Genomic DNA, 25096 nt, shown 5'->3' on the forward strand with positions numbered 1-25096 from the left:
ACTCACTTGTTGCCGTCCGGCACGAACACGTAGCCGACACCCCAGACGGTCTGGATGTAGCGCGGCTTGGACGGGTCCGGCTCGATCAGCCGGCGCAGGCGGGAAATCTGCACGTCGATAGAACGCTCCAGCGCATCCCACTCGCGGCCACGGGCAAGATTCATCAGCTTGTCCCGGGTCAGCGGCTCACGGGCGTGCTGCACCAGCGCCTTGAGCACGGCGAACTCGCCGGTGGTGAGCATGTGCACCTCGTTGCCCTTCTTCAGTTCGCGGGTGGCCAGCGACAGCTCGTACTCGCCGAAGGTGACGGTCTCGTCTTCGCTGGCCGGCGCGCCGGGCACCTGCGGCGCCTGCCGACGCAGCACCGCACGGATGCGCGCGAGCAGCTCGCGAGGGTTGAAGGGCTTGGCCAGGTAATCATCGGCGCCCTGCTCCAGGCCCTGGATACGGCTGGCTTCGTCGCCCTTGGCGGTGAGCATGATGATCGGGATCTGATTGTTGCCCTCGCGCAACCGACGGCAGGCGGACAAACCGTCCTCGCCCGGCATCATCAGATCGAGCACCACCAACTGGAACAGCTCACGGCTGAGCAGGCGGTCCATCTGCTCGGTGTTTTCCACGGTACGGACGCGGTAACCCTGCTCATCGAGAAAACGCTCGAGCAGACGCCGCAGACGGGCATCGTCATCGACGATGAGGATCTTTTCGCCTTCGTTGGCTTGCGCAGTGCTGCTCATGGGAACTCCCGGATGGTCGACGGCGCATTATTGCGCAGTGTGGATCGGCCCTACTGCGAGCCATTGTTAGCAGATTTTTCGCCGCGCAGCAGGCCTACGCGGCATTCGATCACGGCTGACGACCGCTCACCGGCAATCGGTTGAGGCCAGCCGCCGCAGTTCCCCTATAATCGCCGGCTTTCGCGCAGGCACGGCCTGCATGGTTTGACTGACCCAGGTAGGTTCATGGACAGCATCAATTCCCGTATCGCCAACGAGCTGGGCGTGCGCCCGCAACAAGTCGCCGCCGCCGTGGCGCTGCTCGACGAAGGCTCCACCGTTCCCTTCATCGCCCGTTACCGCAAGGAAGTCACCGGCAGCCTCGACGATACCCAGCTGCGCAACCTGGAAGAACGTCTGCGCTACCTGCGCGAGCTGGACGAGCGCCGCGCCTCGATCCTCGCCAGCATCGAGGAACAGGGCAAGCTGACCCCCGAACTCAAGCGCGAGATCGACCTCGCCGACACCAAGACCCGCCTCGAAGACCTCTACCTGCCTTATAAGCAGAAGCGCCGCACCAAGGGCCAGATCGCCCTCGAAGCCGGTCTCGGTGAGCTGGCCGATGCGCTGTTCGGCAACCCGGACCTCACACCAGAGCAGGAAGCCGAGCGCTTCATCGACGCCGAGAAGGGCTTCGCCGATGTGAAGGCCGTGCTCGAAGGCGCCAAGTACATCCTCATGGAGCGCTTCGCCGAAGACGCCGACCTGCTGGCCAAGCTGCGCGACTTCCTCAAGCACAACGCCACCCTCAGCGCCCGTGTGGTGCCGGGCAAGGAGAACGAGGGCGCCAAGTTCAGCGACTACTTCGAGCATGACGAAGTGCTGAAGAACACCCCTTCGCACCGCGCGCTGGCGATCTTCCGTGGCCGTAACGAAGGCATCCTCAGCGTCAGCCTCAAGGTCGGCGATGAGACGCCGGGCAGCATGCACCCCGGCGAAGGCATGATCGGCGAACGCTTCGGCATCGCCAACCGGGGCCGCGCCGCCGACAAGTGGCTGGGCGAAGTGGTGCGCTGGACCTGGAAGGTCAAGCTCTACACCCATCTGGAAACCGATCTGCTCGGCGAGCTGCGCGACAAGGCCGAGGATGATGCGATCGGCGTCTTCGCCCGCAACCTGCATGACCTGCTGTTGGCCGCCCCGGCCGGCCCGCGCGCGACGCTGGCGCTCGATCCGGGCCTGCGCACCGGCTGCAAGGTCGCGGTGGTCGACGCCACCGGCAAGCTGCTGGAAACCGCCACGGTCTACCCGCACGCGCCACGCAACGACTGGGACGGCACCCTGGCGATCCTCGCCAAGCTCTGCGCCAAGCATGCCGTCGACCTGATCGCCATCGGCAACGGCACCGCCAGCCGCGAGTCGGACAAGCTGGCCGGCGAGCTGATCCAGAAAGTGCCCGGTCTCAAGCTCACCAAGATCATGGTCAGCGAAGCCGGCGCCTCGGTGTACTCGGCCTCGGAACTGGCCGCCAAGGAATTCCCCGATCTGGACGTATCCCTGCGTGGCGCCGTGTCCATCGCCCGCCGCCTGCAGGACCCGCTGGCCGAGCTGGTGAAGATCGACCCGAAATCCATCGGCGTCGGCCAGTACCAGCACGACGTGTCCCAGCTCAAGCTGGCGCGCTCGCTGGATGCAGTGGTCGAGGATTGCGTGAACGCCGTCGGCGTCGATGTGAATACCGCTTCCGCCGCGCTGCTGGCGCGCATCTCCGGCCTCAACTCGACATTGGCGCAGAACATCGTGCAGTTCCGCGATGCCAACGGGGCGTTCAAGTCGCGCAGCGAGCTGAAGAAGGTGCCGCGCCTGGGCGAGAAGACCTTCGAGCAGGCCGCCGGCTTCCTCCGCGTGATGAATGGCGAGAACCCGCTGGACGCCTCGGCGGTGCACCCGGAAACCTATCCACTGGTCAAGCGCATCGCCCAGGACACCGGGCGCGATATCCGCTCGCTGATCGGCGACTCGGCGTTCCTCAAGCGTCTAGACCCCAAGCAGTTCACCGATGAAGGCTTCGGCCTGGTGACCGTCAGCGACATCCTTCAGGAATTGGAAAAACCCGGCCGCGACCCGCGCCCCGAATTCAAGACCGCCGAGTTCCAGGAAGGCGTCGAGAAGCTCAGCGATCTCGAGCCGGGCATGGTGCTCGAAGGCGTGGTGACCAACGTGACCAACTTCGGTGCCTTCGTCGACATCGGCGTGCATCAGGACGGTCTGGTGCACATCAGCGCGTTGTCGGAGAAGTTCGTCAAGGACCCCTACGAGGTGGTCAAGGCCGGTGACATCGTCAAGGTCAAGGTCATGGAAGTGGACATCCCGCGTCAGCGCGTCGGCCTGTCGATGCGCATGAGCGATACGCCCGGTGCCAAGACCGACGGACCACGCGGTGGCCAGGCGCGCGGCAGCGCCGGCAAGCCGCAGGGCAACACGCCGCGCAGCGAGCGCCATGCCAAGGAAGACAAGCCGGCACCGGCCAACGCCGCCATGGCCGCGCTGTTCGCCAACGCCAAGCAGCTGAGGAAGTAAGCATGAGCATTCAAGTCGAGGCGGTGGGCAGCTCCAGCGCCTTCGGCCGCCTGCTCGGCCTGGAGATTCACCAGGTCGGCAACGGCGAGGCGGTGCTCGGCCTGAGCATGCACGATGGCCTGCGCAACCTGCACGGCAAGCTGCACGGTGGCGCGTTGTTCTCGCTGATCGACACCGCCATGGGTCAGGCCAGCCACAGCCTCGGCGACGGCTCACCGAACAGCGTCACGCTCGAATGCAAGGTCAACTACATCCGCCCGGTGAGCGACGGCGAGCTGCGTTGCCGCGCCTGGGTGGTGCATGGCGGCCGGCGCACCCAGGTGCTGGAAGCCGAGGTACATCAGGGCGACAAGCTGATCGCCAAGGCCCAGGCGACCTTCGCCTGTCTCTAGCCACCCAAGGAGTCGGCATGCGTCGACAGCGGTCGAAGCAACGTCGCCTCTTGTGAAGCGGCGTTTCCATCCCCATATTGGGGCGACTGTCGCGTGAAGGAATCCACAAGTTGAGCGCACTTCTCTCCCACCGCCTGGCATTGCTGGCCGAGTCCACCCACCTGCCACTGCTCAGCCAATGCCTGCACGGGATCGAACGCGAGTGCCTGCGCGTCGACGCTCGCGGCCAGCTGGCGATGACGCCGCACCCCGCTGCACTGGGCTCGGCGCTGACTCACCCGCAGATCACCACCGATTATTCGGAGGCGCTGCTGGAGTTCATCACCGGTACCGACCAAGACCCGCAGAACACGCTTGCCGAGCTCGAAGCGATCCACCGCTTCAGCTATGCCAAGCTCGGCGACGAATTCCTCTGGAGCCCTTCGATGCCCTGCCCGCTACCGAGCGAGGCGGACATTCCGATCGCCGAATACGGCAGCTCCAACATCGGTCGGCTCAAGCACGTCTACCGCCAGGGCCTGGCCCTGCGCTACGGCAAGACCATGCAGTGCATCGCCGGCATCCACTACAACTTCTCGCTGCCCGAGGCGCTGTGGCCGGTGTTGCAGGCCGATGACGGCGACGCAAGTTCGGCGCAGGACTACCGTTCGACGCGCTACATCGCGGTGATCCGCAACTTCCGCCGTTACAGCTGGCTGCTGATGTACCTGTTCGGCGCCTCGCCGGCGCTGGATGCCGGCTTCCTGCGTGGCCGCCAGCACCAGCTCGAAACGCTCGGCGCCGACACCCTGTACCTGCCGTACGCCACCAGCCTGCGCATGAGCGACCTGGGCTACCAGAACAACGCCCAGGCCGGCCTCACGCCCTGCTATGACAATCTGGACAGCTATACCGAAAGCCTCTTCCGCGCCGTCTCCACGCCCTACGCTCCCTACGAGACGATGGGCATCAAGGATGCCGCCGGCAACTGGCAGCAGCTCAACACCAACGTGCTGCAGATCGAAAACGAGTACTACTCGAACATTCGCCCGAAACGCGTCACCGCCACTGGCGAACGGCCGTTGCAGGCGCTGCGCGCGCGCGGCATCCAGTACATCGAAGTACGCTGCCTGGACATCAATCCATTCCTGCCGCTGGGCATCGATGCCAGCGAAGCGCATTTCCTCGATGCCTTCCTGCTGTTCTGCGCCCTGAACGACAGTCCCTGCCTGGCCGACGGCGAATGCAGCGTGGCCACCGAGAATTTCCTCAAAGTGGTCAAGGACGGTCGTCGGCCGGGACTCGAACTGCAACGCTGCGGCGAGAACGTGCAGCTGAGCGACTGGGCCGAGCAGTTGCTTGATGAGATCGCCCAGGTCGCCGCTCTCCTCGATCGCAGCCATGGCGACGCGCGCCACGCCACGGCGCTGGCCGAGCAACGGGCCAAGGTCGCCGACAGCAGCCTGACGCCGTCAGCGCGGGTGCTCGACGAGCTGCGCCGCAGCGGCGAAAGCTTCAGCCAGTTCTCCATGCGCCAAACCCAGGCGCATGCCGACTACTTCCGCAGCCGGGCACCGAGCCCCGCCGAGTTGGCGCAGTTCGAAGCCGCCGCACAGCAATCCCTGGAGCGACAGGCGGCTATGGAAGCCGGGGACGAGCTGGATTTCGACAGTTTCGTCGCCGAATACCAACGCAGCCTCAGCCTCTGACTGCCAGCCATCATCGACCAGACTTATAGGGCGTCATAGACGCTCTAGCTTCTAGTGCCGCGTGGGCTGCCCCGCGCGGCGATGCCGCTCGACGAAATTTTCCCCGCCCCGCCTCGCTCTAAATCCCGGTCACGCGTGCATCCGCTGCGTTTCGCCGCGCCTGCCTGATCGACCGAACAAGCCAGAACAACAACAAAAGAGGTGCATCCATGTCTCTGAAATCAATGCTGCGCCGCTTGCGTGGCGTATCCGTTGCCGTGCTGTTTGGCAGCCTGCTGGGTTTGAGCCAGCCTGCAACCGTCGACGCCGCCAGCCCACCGATCGCCGGTGCGATCAGTGGCGGCGGGCCGGCTCTGTCGGCCCTGCGCTACGACCTGACCATCACATCCTTCGATGGCACCCCGATAGCCGTTACCGTCTTCCAGCCCGCACTGAGCAAAGGCCAGGCCGCGCCGCTGCTGATGTACAGCCATGGTTGGGGCGGCAGTCGTTCCACCGATCTCAGCGAAAGCGATTCGCTCACCGCCACGGCACGCAAGGCCTGGGAGAACGGCTACTTCGTCATGACTTTCGACCAGCGCGGTTTCGGCGAAAGCGGCGGGCGGGCCAACGTTCAGGATCCACAGATCGAAGGACGCGACATCAAGACCCTGCTCGACTGGGCCGAGGGCGCGCTGACGCCCCACTTGGCCTATCTGCGGGGTGATCCGCTGGTGGGTGGCATCGGCCTGAGCTACGGCGGCGGCTTCCAGCTGATCGGCGCAAGTGTCGATCCACGCTTCGATGCGCTGGTCCCGATGATCACCTGGAATGACCTGTCCTACAGCCTGACGCCCGGCACCGTGCCGAAAACCCTCTGGCTGACCTTCCTCAGCGCCATCGCGATCAACGACCAGGCGCCCTGGGTCACCCAGGCCTACGCCCAGTCGCTGGGCGGCAGCGTCGACGAAAGCACCCGCCAGCGCCTGGCCGGACATGGTCTCGGGGCATTCTGTGGCGCGAACGCGCCGCGGGTGGATGCCTTCATCATTCAGGGCATCAACGACACCCTGTTCAACGGCAACGAGGCGGTGTGGAACTACAACTGCCTGCGCGAGGCCGGCAATGATGCCTATCTGCTGATGTCCGACGGCGGCCACGTGCTGCCGGGCCTGCAGATCGGCCAGATCGGCTCGGTGGCCGCCCAGGTACGCTGCGGCGAGCAGGACTATCAGGTCGCTGATCTGGCGTATGGCTTCCTCGACGGCAAGCTGCGCAAGCTGCAACAACGCATCGAGATGCCGCGGGTCTGCTTCACCCAAGGCAACGAGCACGGCGTGGTAGGTGATGAGGTCATGCGCGGCGGCCAGCGCTTCGCCGCGCAGAGCGGCAGTCTGCTGGTCGGTCCGCCGTCCATCGATCTGGTGCTGAACCTGCTGCGCAAGCTAGACCCGGTGACGCTGTCGGACGTCCTCAGCCGCATCTCGGCAGACGCGGTGCGCGTGCTGCTCGGTGCGCTGAGCGGCATCGGTTCCGGCAGCCCGGATCAGGTCACCAAGATCCTCACCGAGTTGGTCACCACACTGCCGCCGCATCTGATCGCCGAACTCGGCACGGCACCGCGCTTCGTACCGTTGTACCAGGCCAGCGGCGAACAGACTCTGGCAGGCATTCCCCTGGCAGATCTCAAAGTGGAGGGTCTGGGCAAGCTCGACCCACGACTGTTCGTCGGCATCGGTGTGAAGCGCATGGGCAGCGGCCGCACCGAATTGCTGAACGATCAGGTGTTGCCGCTGCGCGGGGTTGGCAGCCGGCAGACCGAGCTGATCGCTGTCAGCACGCGGCTCAACCACGGCGATCAGGTGGGGCTGATGCTCTACGGCTTCCATCCGCAGTACACGCTGAGCTTCTCCCGTGTACCGAGCGCGGTGCAGCTGAGCGGGACGGTCGAACTGCCGCTGCGATGACGAAAAAGGCGGGGCCATGGGCCCCGCCTTCGGTTCAGAGCGGCTTCTCGAAGATCTTCGAGTTGCGCTGGAAGTTGTACAGCGAGGCGCGCGCTGCTGGCAGGCGATCGACGCTGATCGGCTCGAAGCCGCGCTCGCGGAACCAGTGGGCGGTACGGGTGGTGAGGACGATGAGTTTCTTCAACCCGAGCTTGCGTGCGCGCTCCTCGATGCGTTCGAGCAGCTCGTCGCCGCGACCACCGTGGCGGTACTCGGGATTGACTGCCAGACAGGCCAGCTCGCCAGCGTCCGAGTCGGCGATCGGATAGAGCGCCGCGCAGGCGATGATCAACCCGTCACGCTCGACGATGCTGAACTGCTCGACTTCCCGCTCCAGCACCTCGCGCGAACGCCGCACCAGAATGCCCTGCTCTTCCAGCGGAGTGATCAGGTCGATCAGCCCGCCGACGTCCTCGATGGTGGCCTCGCGCAGCTGTTCGAACTGCTCCTGGGTCACCAGCGTGCCGCCGCCGTCGCGGGTGAACAGCTCGTTGAGCAGCGCACCGTCATCGGCATAGCTGACCACATGACTGCGCCGCACACCGCCGCGGCAGGCCTGCGCAGCGGCATCGAGCAACTCGGCCTGGTACTGGCTGCCGAGGCGCTCGACATAGGCCGGAATCTGCTGCGGTCGCAGTTCGCGGACCAGCTTGCCGCTTTCGTCAAGCAAGCCCGGCTCGGCACCGTATAGCACCAGCTTGTCGGCCTGCAGATCGATGGCCGCACGGGTGGCGACGTCTTCGCAGGCCAGGTTGAAGATCTCGCCGGTCGGCGAATAACCCAGTGGCGAGAGCAGCACGATGGTGCGCTCGTCCAGCAGCCGGCCGATGCCCTTGCGGTCGATACGGCGCACCTCGCCAGTGTGGTGCAGGTCGACGCCATCGAGCACGCCGATCGGCCGCGCGGTAACGAAGTTGCCACCAGCCACGCGCAGCCGCGCGCCCTGCATCGGCGAGGCCGCCATGTCCATCGACAGGCGCGCTTCCAGGGCAATGCGCAGCTGGCCGACCGCGTCGATCACGCATTCCATGGTCGGCGCATCGGTGACGCGCAGATCGCGATGGAAGCGTGGCTCGATGCCTCGCGCGGCCAGGCGCGCCTCGATCTGCGGCCGCGAGCCGAACACCAGCACCAGGCGCACGCCGAGGCTGTGCAGCAGCACCAGGTCGTGGACGATGTTGGCGAAATTGGCATGCTCCAGGCCATCGCCCGGCAGCATGACGACGAAGGTGCGGTCACGGTGCGAATTGATGTAGGGCGAGGAGTCGCGAAGCCAGGTGACGTAGTCGTGCATGGAAAAGCCTTCGTGGCGGTCTTGTTCGTCTGAAAGTAATCAGTTCGGGGCGGTCTGCGGCTGCAGGCAGTAGTGCTCGATCATCCGGCGCAGCAGCTGCAGGGTCGGCTCGATGCGGTCGAGCTGCAGGTACTCGTCGGGCTGGTGCGCGCAGGCGATGTCACCCGGGCCCAGCACCAGCGTTTCGCAGCCGAGCTGCTGAAGATAAGGCGCTTCGGTGGCAAACGCCACCGCCTCGGCACGGTGGCCGGTCAGGCGCTCGGCGAGGCGCACCAGTTCGCTTTCCGCGGCCTGCTCGAACGGCGGCACGGCCGGGAACAGCGGCGCCAGGTCGATCTTCACCTGGTGCTGCTCGGCCAGTGGCTGCAGGCGCTGACGGATGATCGTTCGCAGCTGCTGCGGATCCATGCCCGGCAGCGGGCGCAGGTCGAACTCCAGCGAACACTGGCCGCAGATACGGTTGGGGTTGTCGCCGCCATGGATGCAGCCGAAATTGAGCGTCGGCTTGGGTACGTCGAACAGCGGATTATCGTATTCGCCCTGCCACTGCCGGCGCAGCGTCATCATCTCGCCCATCACGCCATGCATCGCTTCCAGAGCGCTGTGGCCGTAGGCCGGATTCGACGAATGGCCGCTCTGCCCAAGGATGTCGATACGCTCCATCATGATGCCCTTGTGCAGACGCACCGGGCGCAGGCCGGTGGGCTCGCCAATCACCGCCGCACGGCCGAGCGGCTGGCCGGCTTCGGCCAGGGCACGGGCCCCGGACATCGAGCTCTCTTCATCGCAGGTAGCGAGAATCAGCAACGGACGGCGGAACGGCTGCTCCAACAGCGGCCGCACTGCCTCGATGATCAGGGCAAAGAAACCCTTCATGTCGCAACTGCCCAGGCCGTACCAGCGGCCGTCGGCCTCGCGCAGCTTGAGCGGATCGGAGGTCCACAGCCCGGCATCGAACGGCACGGTGTCGCTGTGCCCGGCCAGCACCAGACCGCCCGGACCGCTGCCGTAGCTGGCCAGCAGGTTGAACTTGCCAGGCGCCACTTCCGGCGTCTCGCAGGCAAAGCCCAGCTCACCGAGCCAGGCCGCGAGCAGCTCGATCACCGGACGATTGCTCTGGTCCCAGCCGGGCTGTGTGCAGCTGACCGAAGGTGCCGCGAGGAGCTGCGCGAACTGCTCCTTGAACGAGGGAATAGGCACCGCTTACCTCCGTGATGCAATCGTAACGAGCCTGCAGTGAAGCATGAAACGCGCCACGGCGGGACCCGCAAACGAAAACGCCCCGTCAGATCGACGGGGCGTTTCGGCAGTTACGAGCGGCGCGAGGCGTCAGGTGAAGATGGCGCGCAGAATGAGGAAGAACACGATGGCCAGGCCTGCCCCCACTGGCAGGGTCACCAGCCAGGACATGAATATCTTGCCGACCACGCCCAGATTCAGCGCACCGATACCGCGAGCGATGCCCACACCGAGCACCGCACCGACCAGCGTATGGGTGGTGGAAACCGGCAGGCCGATGGCCGAGGCGCCGACTACGGTGGTGGCGGTGGCCAGTTCGGCGGCAAAACCACGGCTCGGCGTCAGCTCGGTGATCTGTTTGCCGATGGTGGCGATCACCTTGTAGCCATAAGTCGCCAGGCCGATGACGATACCGACGGCGCCCAACAGCAGCACCCAACCCGGTACTGCCGCCTTGGCACCGATGACAGCAGCGCCTTCCGATTGCAGCACACCAACCACCGCCGCCAGCGGGCCAACCGCGTTGGCCACGTCATTGGAGCCATGGGCGAAGGCCATGGAACAGGCGGTGAAGATCATCAGTACGGCAAAGACCTTCTCCACGCTGGAGAAGTGGAACGCCTTGTCGGCTTCCACGTCGACCTTGATCCGCGTCAGCAAGGCGACACCGATCAGCATCACCAGTGCACCGACGCCCACTGCCAGCATGAAGCTCTGCCCGCTGCTCAGATCCAGCCCGATGTGCTTGAGGCCCTTGGAAAGCGTCATCAGCGCGACCATGAAACCGGTGAGAAACATGTACAGCGGGACGAAGCGCTTGGCGTTCTGGAACGGCTCATCGGTATCGATGATCAGGCGCTGCACGCTGATGAACAGACCGAAGGCGATGGTGCCCGAGAGCATGGGCGAGACGACCCAGCTGGCGACGATCGGGCCGACCCCGCTCCAATGCACCGCATCCACGGAAATGCCGACGGCGGCGAAGCCGATCACCGCACCGACAATGGAGTGCGTGGTTGATACCGGCCAGCCCTTGATCGAGGCGATCAGCAGCCAGGTACCGGCTGCCAGCAGTGCCGACATCATGCCCAGCACCATCAGTTCCGGCGGAATGGCCGAAGCGTCGACGATGCCGCTCTTGATCGTTTCGGTGACCTGGCCGCCGGCCAGATACGCACCGCAGAACTCGAAGACCATCGCCACGACGATCGCCTGCTTGATGGTCAGCGCGCGGGAGCCTACCGAGGTGCCCATGGCATTGGCCACGTCGTTGGCGCCCACGCCCCAGGCCATGAAAAAACCGAACATGCAGGCGAGCACCAGGAGTACGAAGCCGTAATCCGCGATAAAGGACATAAGAATTACCTGTTGAACCCAGAAAGGACGCTGGCGCCTTAGCGCGCCAGCAATTGTTCCAGACGGTTGCCGACGCGCTCGGCGCGGTCGGCTACATCACCGATCCATTCGATGATCTTGTAGAGAAAGATCACGTCGACTGCTGGCAAATCCTTTTCCAGATTGAACAGCGCACGGCGAACCGTGATCTGCATGCGGTCGGTTTCACGCTCGATTTCCTCGAGCTCCTCGACCATTTTTTCGACGAGAGTGGCTTCGCGGCCGCTGAAGCCGGTTTCCAGCAGCGAGTCCAGCTCCTTGAGCGCCTTGAGCGCCTGAGCGCTGGCGTCGACGGTGCGTTGCACATAGGCCAGCATCTGCGGTTGCAGCGGCTGCGGAATGGTCATGCAGCGACCCAGCATCAGGCCGGCGATGTCCTTGGCACGGTTGGCGATCTTGTCCTGTACACTCAGCAGATCAAGCAGATCGGAACGCGGCACCGGCAGAAACAGGCTTTTCGGCAGGTGCTGGCGGACGCTCTTCTTCAGCTTGTCGGCCTCGTTTTCCAGCTGCGCCATCTGCTGCTGGATCTGCTCGACCTTCTCCCAGTCTTCGGCCATGACCGCCTGGAACAGCGGTACCAGGTTCGCCGCACACTCATGCGACTTGGCCATATGCTGCTGCATCGGGCCGATTGGCGAACGTCCGAACAAGCTGACGAAAGGATTGACTGGCATAGGGTAAAGCCCCGGCTTGAAAGAGGCGGCAAGTATACGGACAGGCCATCACGCCTGCTACCGTGTGTCATCAGGCGGCAACACCAACACATCATAGGCACCCAGTCGGCATCATGCAGAAAGAAACCGAAATCAAGCTACGCGCCAGCCGCGAAACCCTGCTCGCCCTGCGCGAACACCCGTTGCTGAAGAAGCGCAACAAGAGCGGCTGGTCGCGCCATGAGCTGTTCAACCAGTACTACGACACTGCAGACCGCGCGCTCGCCCAGGCCCGCGTCGCGTTGCGCTTGCGTCGCGATGGCGAGCAGTTCATCCAGACTCTGAAGAGCCGCGGTCAAAGTGTCGCAGGCCTTTCCGAGCGCAACGAATGGGACTGGTATCTGGACAAGGCCAAGCTCGATATCAAGAAGCTCGGCGACGACTGCTGGCCGGCCAGCCTCGCCGAACTGGACAAGAAGACCCTGAAACCGATCTTCACCACCGATTTCGTTCGCGAGAAGGCCGAGATCGCCTGGGGCCGTGGCAAGACCAAGGTGATCATCGAGGCCGCGCTGGACCTGGGCCAGGTCAAGGCCGGCAAACAGTCCGAGGAAATCTGCGAGCTGGAACTGGAGCTGCGCCAGGGCGATCCCGAAGCGCTGCTGGAGCTGGCTGCCGAGCTGGCTGCCGACCTGCCGCTGATGCCCTGCGATATCAGCAAGGCTGAACGCGGCTATCGCCTGCACGACGCCGATGGCTACAACCTCCAGCTGCCGGCGCCGGAACTCGATGTCGTTATGCCGCTGGACGACGCGGTGGTCGCGCTGGGCTGGCAGCTGCTGGGCAACAGCCAGCGCCTGGCCGAACAGTACCGTTTCAATGGCCGCTGGAAACTGCTCGGCGAGTGGCTGCAGCAGCTGATCGAACTGCGCGCGCTGCTCGGCAGCCTCGGCCAGGCCGCCCCGCGCGCCAGCAGCCGTGAACTGCGCGAGCTCCTCGACGCGCTGATCCAGGACTGGCGCCCACGAGTCGAAGCCGGCCAGGACGACGAGGGCGTGCGCAAGGCGGCGCCGGAACAGTTCGCCGAAGAACTGCGCCAGACCCGTTGGGGCCTGCTGTCGCTGAAAACCTCGCTGTGGCTGCTGCAACGCAGCTGGACCGAAGGCCGCAACGCCCGCGGCGATCGTCAGGGTGCGGCCGAACTGGGCAAGTGGCTGCTGCATCTGCTGGCCGAAGAAGCCAAGGCGCTGCAACTGCCGCGTTACCAGCAGCAGCCCGAAGACCTCGCCGAACAGAGCCCGCGCATGGAGCGTCTGCTGGTCTGGCTGCACCTCGCCCGCGGCGTGCTGGAGCTGCCTGAGGTCGATCGTCTGTACGGCGAGCTGGCCAAACTGCACGAACTGGCCCGGCAACCGCTGGGCGAGGACGCGCTGGAGCGGCGCGTCGAGCAGGCGCACCTGGTCTGGACGCTCAAGGCCTGGAAGCTGCTGGAGAAATAAACGGCAGGACCGAGCAGGCTGCACAAAGTTGAATCCCGGCGGCAGACAACGCCGGGCATTTAGCGGCAAGCTTGGATTTTCCCGTCGCCGCATCGAAGGAATCCCATGTCCGTGTTGAACGCCCCCGCCCAGGACCGTCCACTCGATCTCAACGATCTGTTGCGCGAGCTGGTCGCCCAGGGGCGGGTTGCACAGGACAGCGCCGAGCAATGCCTGACGGTCCGCCGCAGCGCGGTGGCCAACCAGCAGCATCCGCTGGAATTCCTCGCCGCGCAGCAACTCGACGATCTGCAGCGGCCCGGCAAGAAGCTCGATCTGGAAACACTGACCGTCTGGCTCGCAGAGCGCGCCGGCCAGCCGTACCTGCGCATCGACCCGCTGAAGATCGACGTCGCCGCGGTCACGCCGCTGATGTCCTACGCCTTCGCCCAACGCCACAGCATCCTCGCCGTGGCGGTGGACAGCAGCGCCGTGACCATCGCCAGCAGCCAGCCCTTCATGCATGGCTGGGAAGCCAACCTGACCCACGTGCTCAAGCGCCCGATCAAGCGCGTGGTGGCCAACCCGAGCGACATCCAGCGCTTCACCGTCGAGTTCTATCGCCTGGCCAAGTCGGTCAGCGGGGCCAGCGGCACCGACCAGAAGATCAGCGGCGCCGGCAACTTCGAGCAGCTGCTCAACCTCGGCGCCAGCGACCAGGAGCCGGACGCCAACGACTCGCACATCGTCAACATCGTCGACTGGTTGTTCCAGTACGCCTTTCAGCAGCGCGCCAGCGATATCCACATTGAACCCCGACGCGAGCAGGGCTCCGTGCGCTTTCGCATCGATGGCGTGCTGCACAACGTCTACCAGTTTCCACCGCAGGTCACGATGGCGGTGGTCAGCCGGCTGAAGTCCCTCGGCCGGATGAACGTCGCCGAGAAGCGCAAGCCGCAGGACGGCCGGGTCAAGACCAAGACGCCGGATGGCGGCGAAGTCGAGCTGCGCCTGTCGACGCTGCCCACCGCCTTCGGCGAAAAGATGGTGATGCGCATCTTCGACCCCGAGGTGCTGCTCAAGGGCTTCGACCAGCTGGGCTTTTCCGCCGACGACCTGCGCCGCTGGCAGAGCATGACCAGCCAGCCCAACGGCATCATCCTGGTCACCGGGCCGACCGGTTCGGGCAAGACCACCACGCTCTACACCACGCTCAAGCAGCTGGCGACGCCGGAGGTGAACGTCTGCACCATCGAGGACCCGATCGAGATGATCGAGGGCGCCTTCAACCAGATGCAGGTGCAGCACAATATCGAGCTGACCTTCGCCAGCGGCGTGCGCGCGCTGATGCGTCAGGACCCGGACATCATCATGGTCGGCGAGATTCGCGACCTGGAGACCGCGGAGATGGCCATCCAGGCCGCGCTGACCGGCCACCTGGTGCTCTCCACCCTGCACACCAACGATGCCCCCAGCGCGATTACCCGCCTCTTGGAGCTGGGCGTGCCGCACTACCTGCTCAAGGCCACGCTGCTCGGGGTCATGGCCCAGCGCCTGGTGCGCACGCTTTGCCCGCACTGCAAAGCGCCGATGCAGCTCGATGCAGACGACTGGAGCGCGTTGACCAAACCCTGGAATGCCCCGCTACCGACCACGGCACAGCAGGCTGTGGGTTGCCTGGAGTGCCGCGACACGGGCTTCCGCGGGCGTGCCGGTGTTTACGAAATCATGCTGCTCAACGATGCGATCAAGCCGCTGATCACTGCCGACACCGACATCGTCGCCCTGCGCCGTCAGGCCTTCAAGGACGGTATGCGCAGCCTGCGTCTGTCCGGCGCGCAGAAAATCGCCGCCGGCCTGACTACCGTCGAAGAAGTGCTACGGGTGACGCCGCAAAGCGAGCAGAAATAGCCGAAGGCTCAAGGCGTTTGTAGGGTGGATGGCGCTTTTTACGTCCACCACAACACCGTCCGGTGGATCGGTGGATCGGTGGATCGGTGGATCGGTGCAGCGTGCTCCACCCTACGCCAGCTCGCGCCGCGCCTGCCTCAGCGCGCGCAGTTGTGCGGATGCCCTTGCGACGGGCTGAGCGCTGAATCAGCCGCCCGAGCGTACCGCGAGAATGCTCGCCACCTGATTGGGCTTGCAGTTGAGGTAGGCCGAAGACTGCAACCATTGCTGGTCGGGGTACCAGGAGAACATGAACTGGCCGCCCTTAAGGCTATCGACCACCATCCGCGCCACTTCCGGCCGTACCGCCGGACAACCCTGGCTGCGACCGATACGGCCCTGGGTGGCGATCCAGGACGGATTCACGTAGTCGGCCGGATGAATGACGATGGCCCGTTCGCGGGCGCGATCATTGATGCCCGGTTCCAGTCCATCCATACGCAGCGAGTAGCCGTGCTTGCCGCTGTAGCTTTCAGCGGTGCGGAACAGACCGATGCTGGACTGATGACTGCCCACTGCGTTGGAAAAGCTGGTGGCGTGGTTATCGCCAGATTTCTGTCCATGCGCGACCAGGTCCTCGAGCAGCAGTTGCTCCTTCTCCAGATCAAATATCCATAGCCGGCGTTCGCTGGATGGCAGCGAGAAGTCGATCACCGCCAGGCGCTGGGCGGCACTCGCGCCATTGTTGACCGCACACTGCATGGCAGCGACCGCGTGGGTCAGCACCTGCTTATCGAGTTTCGGTGCCAGCCGGGCGAGGCTGTCGACCATCGGCTGATACGTGGCGTTGGCCGCCCATACAGGCGAGGCGAAGACGAAAAGACCTGCAGCCAGGCAGGCGCGTCGAAGCATGGACATCATGAGCAAGCAACCTCATCGGGCACGGCGTGACGACTTCCTGTCCGGCCGGCGCCTTATACTCGCCGCAGCAGCAGCGCACACGAAGCCGGGCGGGACGAACGAGCACCCCATATCCGGCGCGATATGTTTTTATGATTCGCGCGGCCAGCGGCGCTGCCGCGGCCACAGCCTCACAAGGGCGCAGTCTAGCAGCCACCGGAACGGTCTGGAGCGAAACGTTGGTTAAAAAATGTGCACCCCGTCTGGCCATCTGGCTCTGCCTCATCGCGGGCACAGCCGTCGCCGAGCCAGTCGCTACCCAGCCGACGCCACTGGCTGACGCGCTGCAAAGCCTGCCGCAGAGCTGCCCTTCACTGCCGAGCAAGCTCGAACCGGCCGCGCTGCAGCGGCTCTCGGCGTTCTACCAAGCAGTGCACCACCAGCCGGTGTGGAATGCCTACGCCATGCTCGACGGCCTGCTGCAGCAACTCGCAGCACTGGCGGACGATGGCTTGGAACCCGCCCAGTATCAGCCGGAACGCATTCGCGCGCAGTTGCAGCGCCCCTCCCCCGCGCTACTGCAGCGCGAGTGCAGCGATATCCTTGCCAGCCATGCCTACCTTGAAGCGCTTTATCACCTGTCCCATGGCCGCCTGCGGCAGGCGGCCGTCGAGCCGATCTGGCGCAGTCCCGACCTGCCGGAGCCTGATGATACCGGGCCGCTGGTGCAGATCGCCGTACAAGGCCTCAGCGACCTGCCGAGTGCCTTCGAGCGTGCCCGCCCGGAGCATGCGCTCTACCGCGATCTGCGTGCCGCTTATGCGGCGGCACGTCAGAACTCGCTGCCCGCCTGGCGACCCATGCCGGCCGGCCCGACGCTACGACCGGGGATGAGCGATGCGCGGGTGCCGCTGCTGCGCGAACTGCTGCTCGCCGGCGCCGGCAGTACGCCCGCCATGGAGCTGCGTTACGACGACGAGCTGGTCGAGGCGGTGAAGGGCTTCCAGTTGCAGCACGGACTCGAGGATGACGGCATCGTCGGAGCCGCCACGCTGGCCGCGCTGAACGTCAGCCCGGCCAGCCGTCTGGACCAGCTGCGCATCAACCTCGAGCGGCTGCGCTGGATCACTCGTGACCTCGAGCCGCAGTCGCTGCTGGTGGATATCGCCGGCGCGCGATTGATCTATTTCCGCGACAGCTGCCCCTTCTGGCAGACCCGTACCCAGGTCGGCCGCGAGGCACGCCAGACTCCGCCACTCAAATCACGAGTCACGCGCCTGACGCTGAACCCCACCTGGACGGTGCCACCGACTATCCTGCGTCAGGACAAGCTGCCCCTGATCCGTCAGGACGTCGGCTACCTGGCGCGCCACCAGATGCGCGTCCTCGACGCACAGGGCAACAGCCTGGACCCGCATAGCGTCGACTGGAACAACCCGCACGGCATCCTCCTGCGCCAGGATGCCGGCCCGGACAATCCGCTTGGCCAGGTCGCAATCCGTTTCGCCAACCCGTTCTCCGTGTACCTGCACGACACACCGAGCCAACCGTTGTTCGGTCGTGCCTCGCGGGCGTTCAGCTCCGGCTGCGTAAGGGTTGAAGCCGCCATGCAGCTGGCTGACCTGCTGCTCGAGCCCGGCGAACGGGAAACCGTTGCCACACTGCTGCAGACCGGCAAGACGCACGAATATCGACTGGCGCGCCCGACGCCGATCCTGATGGCCTACTGGACAGCCGACACCGACGAAAATGGCCGCCCTGTATACCGCCCGGACATCTACAAGCGCGATGCCGCGCTGCTGCAGGCATTGAACGCCGCCCGGCGGCTTTGATCGGAAAACAGCCTACTGGTCGACCAAAGACCGCGCCGTTCGTCGGGGATTTTCTCGCCTGCCGTCTGAACCTCGTGCCCTCGGCGTAGTCTTTTGCTGACCCCTCGACAGCGGCTCTCGCTGCCGAGGGTTCTCTTTCGTGACCCGTCTGAATTACTCAGCGCCATGGACAGCCGAGCAGGACATTTTGAACGCCGATTACAGCGCCCCCGCAGCGACCTGGAACGAAGCTGAACGGCTGGCCGCACTGGCTCGCTATCCCGCGCTGGACGACGCCTCCGACGCGGATTTTGCCGAGCTCGCCGCCATGGCTGCGCAGCTGTGTGCCTGTCCGGCTGCGGCTATTCATTTCATCGATGCGCAGTTTCAGCATTGCAAGGCCGCCATCGGCCTGGCGCAGCAACCGCTGGCGCGCGAACGTGCGCTGTGCGCCGAGGCCATTCTGCAAGCCGGACCGCTGGTGGTGCATTGCGCCAACGACACGTCCACCCAACTGGAATTGCCACGTTTTGGCGATGGAGAGATTGCCGGCTTCTATGCCGCGGCCATCTTGCGTGACGACGACGGCCTGGCGCTGGGCACCCTTTGCGTCTGCGATCATCAGCCTCGCGAGCTGACGGCGCGCCAGGCCGCACAGCTGCAGGCCGTGGCACGGCAGGTGATGGCATTGCTGGAGTTGCGCCGGCTCCGCGCCGAGGAGGAGCGCAGCCGGCAGATCATCGACAGCGCCCAGGATTACGCCATCCTCGCTACCGACCCGAACGGCTACATCACCAGCTGGAACAGCGGTGCACAGTTGCTGCTCGGCTGGTCCGCCGAAGAAGCCATCGGCCAGCACGCCAGCATGATCTTCACCGACGAGGACCGCGCACGTAGCGTCGACGAACAGGAAATGCGCACAGCGCTCGAGCAAGGCAGAGCCATCGATGAGCGCTGGCACCAGCGCAGCGACGGCTCACGCTTCTGGGGCAGCGGCATCCTCACCCCGCTACTGGCCAATGGCCGCCCGCGGGGGTTCGTGAAGATTCTGCGCGACCTCACCGAGAGCCGCTTGCAACAGGCTCGCGCGCGCCAAACCGAAGAGCGCTACCGCACCCTGGTCGATCTGAGCCCACAGATGGTCTGGCAGTGCGACGCGCAGGGACAGTTGAGTTTCTGTAACAGCTACTGGTGCGAGTTCACCGGACTCGACGAGGAGCAATCGCTCGGTGAAGGCTGGCTGGCGGCGATTGCCGCCAGCGAGCGCGAGGCGACCGTCGAACAATGGCGGCAGGCCATGGGTCGCGAATTGCCGTGTCGGCTCGAGCTGCCGCTACAAGATGTCGATGGCAGCCTGCGCTGGTTTCAGGCCAACGCCGCACCCGTCTACGACGCGGACGGCAGCCTGCTGCACTGGATCTGTGTGGCGCAGGACGTCGACAGTCGCCGGCGATCGGAAATGCAGCGTCTGGAAAGCGAAGCCTTTACCCGCCTGCTGCTCGACTCGGCCAACGAAGGCTTCTACTCCATCGACCGCAGCGGGGCGGTGACCCTGTGCAACGATGCATTTCTCAACCTGCTCGGCTTCACCAGCCGGGACGAGGTACTTGGCCGCCAACTGCACCAACTGATCCACCACAGCCATGCCGACGGCAGCCCCTACCCGGTCCAGGACTGCCCGATCCAGCATACGGCGATCACCGGCGAACCTCGCCATGTCGAACACGAGCTGTTCTTTCGCGTCGATGGCAGCAGCCTGCCGGTGGAGTATCGCGTCGCGCCGATCTACCGCGACGGCGAACTGCAGGGCGCGATCTGCACGTTCAGCGACATCAGCGAGCGTACCCAGCATCAGGCGCTGCAGGCCTTTCTGCTGGAGTTGAGCGACTGCCTGCAAGCCGAAAATGAACGTGTCGATCTCTGCTGCGTGCTCGACGAACGCTTGGCGCGCCTGACCCGTTGCGACTGCATCGCCTGGGGGCATGTCGAGAATGACGAGCTGATCGTGCAGCAGGAGTGGCTTGCGGCGGATGCCCCAAGCCGTCTGGGTCATCACATGCTGCAGGCGGACGCTGTGCAGCTGCTCGCCCGGCTGCCGCATGAGCACATCATCGTGCCCGACGCCGCACAGGCCCTGCACCAGAGCCTGACCAGCGCCACGCTGCTGATCAGCGAGCTGCCGACCATCGAGGCTACCAAGCCGCACGCAGTGCTCATCTTCGCCCGCAGCCAGGCACAGCCCTGGAGCCCGGACGACATCGCCCTGGCCCGCGAAGTGCTGGAACGTCTGCGCGGTGCCGCCGAGCGCATACGGGCGAACAAGGCACTGCGCGACGCGGAGCAGCGCATCAGCCTGGCCAACGAGATCGCCTCGATTGGCGTCTGGGAATACCGCGACAGTCATCATTCATTGCACTGGGATACCCAGCTCAAGGCCATGGCCGGGATACCGCCGGACCAGCCAGGACTGGACGTGCACGAAATCCTCGCCCGGGTGCACCCGGACGATCGCGGCAAGTTGCTCAAGGCGCTGGGCGACACCCTGGCCGGAAAAGGCGACGGCGAGTTCCAGCTCGACTACCGGATCTTCGATACCCGCATCAACGAGTTCGTCTGGCTGGCCAATCGTGGTCGCCGGCTGTTCGACGCCAGCGGTGCGGTGCGCATTCTCGGCACCGCGCGCAACATCACCGCCGAGCGCAATGCCGCCGAGCGCATGCTGCGCATGAACGAGATGCTCGAAGAGCAGATCAGGGACCGCCAGCAGGCCGAGCAACGGCAAACGGCACTGATCGAACTGGGTGACCTGCTGCGCGAGCAGCATGACAGCCAGACCATTGCCCATGCCGCGGTCAGCGTGATCGGGCGCACCACCGGTGTCTCGCGCGTGCTGTTCGCCAGCGTCGACGCCTCCAGCCAGCGCGCCACCATCGAACGCTACTGGAGCGACGGCAGCTCGGACAGCAGCACCGAGGTGGTCAATTTCGCCGATTACGGAGATTTTTTTTACGATCTTCAGGAAAACGAACTGGTGGTGATTGAGGACGTGCTGCACGACGCCCGCACCGCCAGTCACGCCGAGAACTTCGCCGAAAGCCAGATTCGCAGCCTCGTCTGCGTGCCGCTGTTCGAGCAGGGACGCCTTTCCGCCGTGTTCATGCTGCTGGAGGAACAGCCGCGCGGCTGGTTCGACGACGACATCTCGTTCATCCGCGAAGTCGCCGACCGCGCCTGGACCGCCGACGAGCGCATGCGCGCCGAGCGCGCCCTGCGCGAAAGCGAGGAGCAGTTCCGTACCCTGGCCGACAACATGAGCCAGTTCGCCTGGATGGCCGATCCCGGCGGGCGCATCTACTGGTACAACAAGCGCTGGTACGACTACACCGGCACCACCAGCGAGGCCATGCGCGCCCTGGGCTGGCGTGCCGTGAACCACCCTGATCACCATGAGCGGGTCAGCGCGTCGATGAAGCGCGCCTTCGCCATCGGCTCGATCTGGGAAGAAACCTTTCCGTTGCGCGGCAAGGATGGCAAATACCGCTGGTTCCTCTCACGCGCGTTGCCGATTCGCGATGACTTCGGCCAGGTTACCCACTGGTTCGGCACCAATACCGACGTTACTGCCCAAGTCGCCGCCGAAGAGGCGCTGCGCGAACTCAACGACAGCCTCGAGCGCCGCGTAGCCGAGCGGACCCGCGAGCTGGCCGCGATCAATAGCCGTCTGCATATCGAAATGGCCGAACGCGAGCGAGCCGAGGATGCGCTGCGCCACGCGCAGAAGATGGAAGCCATCGGTCAGCTCACCGGTGGCTTGGCGCATGATTTCAACAACATGCTGACTGGCGTACTCGGCGCCCTCGACCTGATCCAGCGGCGCGTCGCCAACGGTGTGACCGGTGATCTGGACCGCTACATCGACGCCGCCACCACATCGGCCAACCGCGCTGCCGCCCTTACGCATCGCCTGCTGGCATTTGCGCGGCGGCAGTCGCTGGACCCCAAGCCTGTCGATGTGAATCTGCTGGTGGTGTCGATGGAAGACATGCTGCGTCGCACCATGGGCGAGCATATCCAGCTGGAAGTCGAACTGCAGTCCGATGCCTGGATCGCCTATACCGACGGCCATCAGCTGGAGAATGCGCTGCTCAATCTGGTGATCAATGCCAGGGACGCGATGCCTGACGGTGGGCGGCTCGGCGTCAACACCTGCAATGTGCGCATCCAGCATCACCAACCGGACGCACCGGAGCCAGGCGATTACGTGGTGCTCAGCGTCACCGACAATGGCTCCGGCATGTCCGCGCAGACTATCGCCAAGGCGTTCGATCCGTTCTTCACCACCAAGCCGATCGGCCAGGGCACCGGCCTCGGTCTATCCATGGTCTACGGCTTCGCCAAGCAGACCGGCGGCCATGTGCGCATCGACAGCAGGCTGGGCGAAGGCACCCAGGTCATCCTCTACCTGCCGCGCAACCAGGCAGAAGATGCCCCGCCACCCGGGCCGCAACAGCAAACGGAGGTGCCCAGCGCCATGCACGGCGAGACCGTGCTGGTGGTGGAGGATGAAGCGGCAGTGCGCATGCTCGTCGTGGAAGTTCTGAACGAGCTTGGCTATCAGGTGCTGGAAGCCTGTGATGCCGGCAGCGCGCTGCCTCATCTGCACAGCGAGCAGCACCTCGATCTGCTGATTACCGATTTCGGCCTGCCGGGCCTCAATGGACGGCAGCTGGTGGAAAGTGCCCGCCAGCACCGTCCTGAGCTAAAGGTGCTGTTCATCACCGGCTACGTGCCCGACGAGGAGATGCGCAACGACTTCCTCGGCCCGGGCATGGACATCCTGCCCAAGCCGTTCAGCATCGACATTCTGGCTGCGCGCATTCGCAAACTCATCGACGGCGCAAGCTGAGCGGCAACCGGAACTCTCGTCCGCGCATCGCACTCTCAGAAGTACGACAGCACGGAGGTTCCGCTCATGCGCAAGACACTTTTGGTGGCGTGCACCCTGGCCCTGGCCCCCATCGGCAGCGTCATGGCCGATGGCCTGGTACGTGACATCCTGTCCTCAGGGGCGACCACCGCATCGACTTACCTGACGTTCAAGGACAACAAGCTGGTGATCCCGGCGCGCGAAGAAGCGGGCAGCTTCGTCGCCAGCAACGGTGAAATCCGCGGTCCGTATCTGGAAGCCATGCTCAAGCAATTGCGCAGCGAACAGCCGCAACTGCAGGCAACCGACATGGAGCTGGCGAGCGCCATTCTGGCAGCCGAGCAGTCCCACTGACCGGCACGCACTGAACCATCCACCCACCTACGCGAGGACAGTTCATGAAGAAGAGCGCTTCCGCCGTCTGGCAAGGCGGCCTGAAAGACGGCAAAGGCACGATCACCACCGAAAGCGGTGCGCTGAAGGACAATCCCTACGGGTTCAACACCCGTTTCGAAGGCGCGCCCGGCACCAATCCGGAAGAGCTGATCGGTGCCGCTCATGCCGGCTGCTTCTCCATGGCGTTGTCGATGATGCTCGGCCAGGCCGGGCTCACTGCCGAACGCATCGACACCCGCGCCGAGGTCACGCTCGACAAAGATGGCGAAGGGTTCAGCATCACGGCGGTCGACCTTACCCTCAAGGCACGAATCCCGGGGGCGGACGAGGCGCAGTTCCAGCAGATCGCCAACCAGGCGAAGGAAGGCTGCCCGGTGTCCAAGGTGCTCAACGCCCGCATCAGCCTGAACGCCACGTTGGAAAGCTGATCGACGGAACCCGCACATCAACCGATTCCGCTAGCGCATAAAAAAACGCCACCCCGTTGCCGGGGTGGCGTTTTTGCATCCAGCAGAAATCAGCCGCGGATGTTGTAGATGTCTTTCTCGTTCAGCTCGGCATAGTCATACAGCCGCTTGAGATAGGCACTCTGCTGCTCCCACACCTTGGACGCGACCGGGTCGGCCTTGGCGGAAGCATCGACCACTTCGGCGGCAACTTCCTTCAGGCGCGCCAGCACCTCATCCGGCAGACGACGCACTTCCACGCCCTGCTCGCGCAGTTGCTCCAGCGCTTCCATGTTCTTAGCGTTGTAGTCGTCGAGCATGTCGCCGTTGACGTCGCGGGCGGCGGCACGAACGATGGCTTTCAGATCATCCGGCAGCGTGTCCCAGGCCTTGAGATTCACGTCCAGTTCGAACGTGACGTTCGGTTCCTGCCAGCCCGGCGTGTAGTAGTACTTGGACGCCTTGTGCAGACCCAGCGCCAGGTCGTTGTACGGTCCGATCCACTCGGTGGCGTCGATCGCGCCGGTCTGCAGGGCAGTGAAGATTTCACCGGCCGGCATGTTCACCACGGTCCCGCCCATCTTGGTCAGCACTTCGCCGCCCAGGCCGGGGGTACGCATCTTCAGGCCCTTGAAATCATCAACCGAGTTGATTTCCTTGTTGAACCAGCCCGCGGTCTGCACGCCAGTGGCGCCACAGGCCATCGGCAGCACGCCGTAGGGCTTGTAGACCTCTTCCCAGAGCTGCATGCCGCCGCCACGATGCAGCCAGGCATTCATTTCCTGGGCGTTCGGGCCGAACGGCAGGGCGCAGAAGAACTGCGCGGCCGGCACCTTGCCCTTCCAGTAGTACGGCGCGCCATGGCCCATTTCGGCCGTGCCACGCGATACCGCGTCGAATACTTCCAGCGCCGGAACCAGTTCGCCTGCGGCATAGACCTTGATCTTCAGCCGGCCACCGCTCATCTCGTTGACCAGATTGGCGAAGCGCTCGGCGCCTACGCCGACGCCGGGGAAGTTCTTCGGCCAGGAGGTGACCATCTTCCAGTTGAATGTCTGCTGCTCGGCCTGCTTGCTTTCGCCCGCTACCGGCTTGTCGCTCTTGTCATTGCAGCCAGCCAGAGCGGTGGCCGCCAGGCCTACGCCAGCGGCGGTGAGAATGTCACGACGTTTCATGCGGTTACTCCTTGTTATTTGTTCTTATTGCGCAACGGCAAGGCCACGCTTTTTTTGCCGGACCGCCGCGTTCTTTTCATTCCGTGTACGCCCAATGCCACGCTGGCTGACGGGCGCATGCGGCGAAA

General features: G+C 64.8%; 17 protein-coding genes. 10 read left to right on the forward strand and 7 right to left on the reverse strand.

The features are described from left to right. Positions 1-2 precede the first annotated feature (2 nt). Positions 3-737: a two-component system response regulator OmpR gene (gene ompR, locus PSEST_RS19450; RefSeq protein ID WP_015278646.1), complete on the reverse strand. Its 735-nt coding sequence runs from the start codon at positions 735-737 to the stop codon at positions 3-5. A gap of 225 nt (positions 738-962) precedes the next feature. Between ompR and PSEST_RS19455 the strand changes: the two genes are divergently transcribed. The 4 genes from PSEST_RS19455 to PSEST_RS19470 all read left to right on the forward strand — a co-directional run bounded on the left by PSEST_RS19455 (position 963) and on the right by PSEST_RS19470 (position 7322). Beyond that, the gene (locus tag PSEST_RS19455) at positions 963-3296 is read left to right on the forward strand and encodes a Tex family protein (RefSeq protein ID WP_015278647.1); all 2334 of its coding nucleotides are present in this window, start codon (positions 963-965) and stop codon (positions 3294-3296) included. Positions 3297-3298: 2 nt separating this feature from the next. Beyond that, positions 3299-3688 (forward strand): PaaI family thioesterase, encoded by a 390-nt coding sequence (locus PSEST_RS19460; RefSeq protein ID WP_015278648.1) that lies wholly within the window; start codon positions 3299-3301, stop codon positions 3686-3688. Between the two features lie 110 nt (positions 3689-3798). After that, positions 3799-5376: a glutamate--cysteine ligase gene (gene gshA, locus PSEST_RS19465; protein ID WP_015278649.1), complete on the forward strand. Its 1578-nt coding sequence runs from the start codon at positions 3799-3801 to the stop codon at positions 5374-5376. 209 nt (positions 5377-5585) lie between these two features. Further along, positions 5586-7322 (forward strand): alpha/beta hydrolase, encoded by a 1737-nt coding sequence (locus PSEST_RS19470; RefSeq protein WP_015278650.1) that lies wholly within the window; start codon positions 5586-5588, stop codon positions 7320-7322. 34 nt (positions 7323-7356) lie between these two features. Here PSEST_RS19470 and argA read toward each other — a convergent pair whose 3' ends face one another. The 4 genes from argA to PSEST_RS19490 form a co-directional block, all read right to left on the reverse strand. Beyond that, complete coding sequence (gene argA, locus PSEST_RS19475; protein ID WP_015278651.1) at positions 7357-8655, reverse strand: amino-acid N-acetyltransferase; 1299 nt, start codon at positions 8653-8655, stop codon at positions 7357-7359. 39 nt (positions 8656-8694) lie between these two features. Beyond that, positions 8695-9855 (reverse strand): acetylornithine deacetylase, encoded by a 1161-nt coding sequence (gene argE, locus PSEST_RS19480; protein ID WP_015278652.1) that lies wholly within the window; start codon positions 9853-9855, stop codon positions 8695-8697. Between the two features lie 129 nt (positions 9856-9984). After that, a complete protein-coding gene (locus PSEST_RS19485) occupies positions 9985-11250 on the reverse strand; it encodes an inorganic phosphate transporter (RefSeq protein WP_015278653.1) in 1266 nt (421 codons plus the stop codon). Positions 11251-11288: 38 nt separating this feature from the next. Next, positions 11289-11966, reverse strand: a complete 678-nt coding sequence (locus PSEST_RS19490; protein ID WP_015278654.1) for a TIGR00153 family protein — start codon at positions 11964-11966, stop codon at positions 11289-11291. Positions 11967-12079: 113 nt separating this feature from the next. Between PSEST_RS19490 and PSEST_RS19495 the strand changes: the two genes are divergently transcribed. Both PSEST_RS19495 and PSEST_RS19500 read left to right on the forward strand, forming a co-directional pair. Continuing rightward, on the forward strand, positions 12080-13444 hold the full coding sequence (locus tag PSEST_RS19495) for an inorganic triphosphatase (protein ID WP_015278655.1): 1365 nt from the start codon (positions 12080-12082) through the stop codon (positions 13442-13444). Between the two features lie 105 nt (positions 13445-13549). Continuing rightward, on the forward strand, positions 13550-15334 hold the full coding sequence (locus PSEST_RS19500; RefSeq protein ID WP_015278656.1) for a GspE/PulE family protein: 1785 nt from the start codon (positions 13550-13552) through the stop codon (positions 15332-15334). Positions 15335-15520: 186 nt separating this feature from the next. Here the strand turns inward: PSEST_RS19500 and PSEST_RS19505 are convergent, their stop codons facing one another. Then, positions 15521-16234, reverse strand: a complete 714-nt coding sequence (locus tag PSEST_RS19505; RefSeq protein ID WP_015278657.1) for a murein L,D-transpeptidase catalytic domain family protein — start codon at positions 16232-16234, stop codon at positions 15521-15523. Positions 16235-16452: 218 nt separating this feature from the next. Between PSEST_RS19505 and PSEST_RS19510 the strand changes: the two genes are divergently transcribed. The 4 genes from PSEST_RS19510 (at position 16453) to PSEST_RS19525 (ending at position 23775) form a co-directional block, all read left to right on the forward strand. Continuing rightward, entirely contained in the window at positions 16453-18045 is a 1593-nt protein-coding gene (locus PSEST_RS19510) for a L,D-transpeptidase family protein (protein WP_015278658.1), read from the forward strand. A gap of 187 nt (positions 18046-18232) precedes the next feature. After that, positions 18233-22930 carry a PAS domain S-box protein gene (locus tag PSEST_RS19515; protein WP_041756804.1) on the forward strand — a complete coding sequence of 1566 codons (4698 nt, stop codon included), beginning with the start codon at positions 18233-18235 and terminating at the stop codon, positions 22928-22930. Positions 22931-22996: 66 nt separating this feature from the next. After that, complete coding sequence (locus tag PSEST_RS19520; protein WP_015278660.1) at positions 22997-23305, forward strand: DUF2388 domain-containing protein; 309 nt, start codon at positions 22997-22999, stop codon at positions 23303-23305. Between the two features lie 44 nt (positions 23306-23349). Continuing rightward, positions 23350-23775 (forward strand): OsmC family protein, encoded by a 426-nt coding sequence (locus tag PSEST_RS19525; RefSeq protein ID WP_015278661.1) that lies wholly within the window; start codon positions 23350-23352, stop codon positions 23773-23775. 89 nt (positions 23776-23864) lie between these two features. On the opposite strand, the gene PSEST_RS19530 is transcribed toward PSEST_RS19525, so the two are convergent. Further along, the gene (locus PSEST_RS19530; protein WP_015278662.1) at positions 23865-24968 is read right to left on the reverse strand and encodes a TRAP transporter substrate-binding protein; all 1104 of its coding nucleotides are present in this window, start codon (positions 24966-24968) and stop codon (positions 23865-23867) included. Between the last annotated feature and the right edge of the window lie 128 nt (positions 24969-25096).

This window comes from Stutzerimonas stutzeri RCH2 (assembly GCF_000327065.1).
Lineage (GTDB): Bacteria > Pseudomonadota > Gammaproteobacteria > Pseudomonadales > Pseudomonadaceae > Stutzerimonas > Stutzerimonas stutzeri_AE.